The 2,615-nt window shown below is 59.3% G+C and carries 3 protein-coding genes and 2 pseudogenes; 2 read left to right on the top strand and 3 right to left on the bottom strand.

What is annotated here, in order from left to right; genetic code table 11:
• Nucleotides 1–260: pseudogene (locus AWB67_RS42660) on the top strand (transposase); the annotation flags it as partial.
• Nucleotides 261–857: 597 nt separating this feature from the next.
• Here the strand turns inward: AWB67_RS42660 and AWB67_RS36200 are convergent.
• Nucleotides 858–1,397: pseudogene (locus AWB67_RS36200) on the bottom strand (IS30 family transposase); the annotation flags it as partial.
• 399 nt (nucleotides 1,398–1,796) lie between these two features.
• On the opposite strand from AWB67_RS36200, the gene AWB67_RS36195 reads away from it, so the two are divergent.
• Entirely contained in the window at nucleotides 1,797–1,985 is a 189-nt protein-coding gene (locus AWB67_RS36195; RefSeq protein ID WP_087660661.1) for a hypothetical protein, read from the top strand.
• Between the two features lie 173 nt (nucleotides 1,986–2,158).
• Here the strand turns inward: AWB67_RS36195 and AWB67_RS41185 are convergent, their stop codons facing one another.
• Both AWB67_RS41185 and AWB67_RS36190 read right to left on the bottom strand, forming a co-directional pair.
• Nucleotides 2,159–2,326 (bottom strand): hypothetical protein, encoded by a 168-nt coding sequence (locus AWB67_RS41185; protein WP_159965130.1) that lies wholly within the window; start codon nucleotides 2,324–2,326, stop codon nucleotides 2,159–2,161.
• Nucleotides 2,316–2,615: BrnA antitoxin family protein (locus AWB67_RS36190; protein WP_235025567.1), on the bottom strand; the 300-nt coding region annotated here is incomplete at its 5' end. The genes AWB67_RS41185 and AWB67_RS36190, both read right to left, overlap by 11 nt.

The raw sequence follows: 2,615 nt of genomic DNA, 5'->3' as shown, positions 1-2,615 counted from the left end.
CCCAATATACGTCGATTGCATTCGGGCGACGTTGCCGCGAAGCGGGTGTGCAACCATCGATGGGTACGGCCGGCGACGCCTACGACAACGCAATGTGCGAATCCTTCTTTGGGACGCTTGAAGCAGAGCTGCTGTTGCGCGAACACTTCGCGACCCATGAACAAGCACGGCGGAGCATCTTCTCGTTCTTGGAAGGTTGGTACAACGTACGCCGTCTGCATAGCAGCATCGGATATTGTTCGCCGCTCGAATTCGAAAAACTCAACGAGAAGCTAGAAACCGTGTCGTCCTGCGGGTTGCCCACCGCCGGGCAGCGTCGTGGTCGTGAGAAGCGACCCGCCGCCCGTCCGTGGACAACCCGCGAATCAACGCTTAACGGAGGCCGGACCACAATGAATTCCTGACTGCGAATCCGTCCGTCCGACCGGGTCAACCTCAACCTGAGACGCGCTTTGTTTTCCCATTTTGCCCAAGCATGGTTGAGCAAGTATAAAGCGCGGCAGTCCCAATACTTTAACGCGCGCATTTTCCGCTCGACGCGAGCCCACGCGCGTAATCCGGTGCGCGGCCTATCTTCTGAGCCTGCGGCTGCGCACTGCGGGGCCGTGAAGCCGTTGCCGCTGGGCGTCTCCTCCGCAAGCGCCGATTGATGCGCATTCCGGGAAGGTGGAATGAAAGCCTTCGCAGGTTCTGGTGCAAATGGAGGCAGTGAATGGGTTAGAGTCGTCGGACTACACGAACTGATGACCGATGATGAGTAAGCTGAAGAGCCTGGACAACCTGTTCGATGGGCGACACTTTGATCGCGAGATCATTCTTCTGTGTGGGCGGTTTCAAACTGAAGTGCAACACGGGGTTTAATGTTTAGCGCTTTGAGATTGGCCCGCTGAGGCAAGTGTCGCAGCGAAGACCTCGAATGGCGAATGGAACGCATGAGTTGCGCGCGGCCGGCCGTTCAAGCTGTCGGCGATAGCATCGAGTTCGTCCTGACTGTAGACCGAGAGGTCGGTGCCTTTGGGCAGATACTGGCGCAACAATCCGTTGGTGTTTTCGCAAGTGCCGCGTTGCCACGGGCTGTGCGGGTCGCAGAAGTACACGCTCACGCCGGTGGCGGCGGCGAGTTCTTGATGGCGCGCGAGTTCCTTGCCCTGGTCATAGGTGAAGCTCTGGCGCAAGGGTTCGGGAATCGAATTGAGTTTGGCCGAGAAGCCCGCCAGAGCAGAGGCGGCGGTTGCGTCCTCCATCTTGGCAAGCAGCACCAGCCGGCTGGTGCGCTCAACCAACACGCCAACGGAGGATTGATTACTGGCGCCTTTGATGAAGTCGCCTTCCCAGTGGCCAGGCAGCAGGCGGTCTTCGATTTCGGGCGGCCGCACGTGAATACTGACCATGTCGGGACTTCCACTCAAGCAGGGTGAGCACGACCCGCCAGCAAACGCCTTGCAGGCAAAGCGGAGCGCATCATCGAACCGGCAGTCGAGGAACTGAAGAAGAAAAACGGCCTGCTGATTGACTGGCAACCAATAAAGGCAGGCCGCCGGGTGGCCGCGCTGCGGTTCGAGTTCATGCGAAACCCGCAGGGTGCGCTGTTCTGAACCGGGTATTTGTTCCAATTGAAGGCCGGTCTGGCGCGCGAGGCGGCCGCTGGCTTACATCCGACGTTCTCGACGAGTCATTCAAGACGGGGCGGCCAGGGCGCACTGCTGATTATTCAATAGGGAGCCGATCAAGGCAGGCCGGAAGGTCAAGGCTGTCCGATTCACCTTCGAGCGAGACCCGACTGATTAGGGGCTTGGATGCCTGACAAAGACAAACTCGTGACCCTGCATATCTATCGCGTCTCAGCCGGGCTATGGAGCGGAAGGCTGTTTGTCGGTGAGGAAGAGATAGGCGAAATTGGGGCTTTTCCGTCCCCGCATGAGGTCGAGGAGGCAACGGTCAAAACCGGCCTTTATCCGGATCACATCGAGATAGAGAGGGACTAATGCCACCATGGTTATTGTCATGCATCATTCCTACTTCCGTACGGTCTCGAACATAACCGTTCTATCGGTCGATAGGGAGTTATTCCCATTTAATCGCTCACCCCTCCGCCGCCGGTGCATAGCAATAGGGACGCTCGCAACTCTAAAACACCGCCTGAAGGCGGACCCGAGTGCTAGATCAGATGCCGCACGAGTTCCACCAGGCCGCCGCCCACAACGATTATGGCAATCACGCCGATGACTGACAGCCACGTCGGCCTGTTCCGCAGGCGCTCGATCTCCTCGCGGTGGCCGTCGATCACGCGCTGCACGCGTGCGAGGCGTTCAGCGTCACTGTCCATGTGCTTCCTCGAGCGGATGTTCGGCCAGGTAGGTCCGCAGCGCATCATTCATGCGCGTCTGCCAGCCTTCCCCGGTCGCGCGAAACGCCGCAAGGATGTCGGCGTCGTATCGAACGCTGACCTGTTCCTTCGGGTTTTCCTTCGGCGGCCGGCCCATGCGCTTTTGCGCGACGAGCTCGGGGAAAGGACGGGCGCGCGCCATGTCCTCTGAGGTCCACTCCGGATTGTCAGGATCGGCGGCAATGCCGCGGTTAATTTCCGCGTCCTCTTCGGGCGTCGGCATGATGAT

Origin of the sequence: Caballeronia terrestris, from assembly GCF_001544515.1 — a bacterium.
In the GTDB taxonomy this organism is placed as follows: domain Bacteria; phylum Pseudomonadota; class Gammaproteobacteria; order Burkholderiales; family Burkholderiaceae; genus Caballeronia; species Caballeronia terrestris.
Note: the sequence above shows the minus strand (reverse complement) of the source record. Positions and strands in the feature narration are given on the sequence as shown.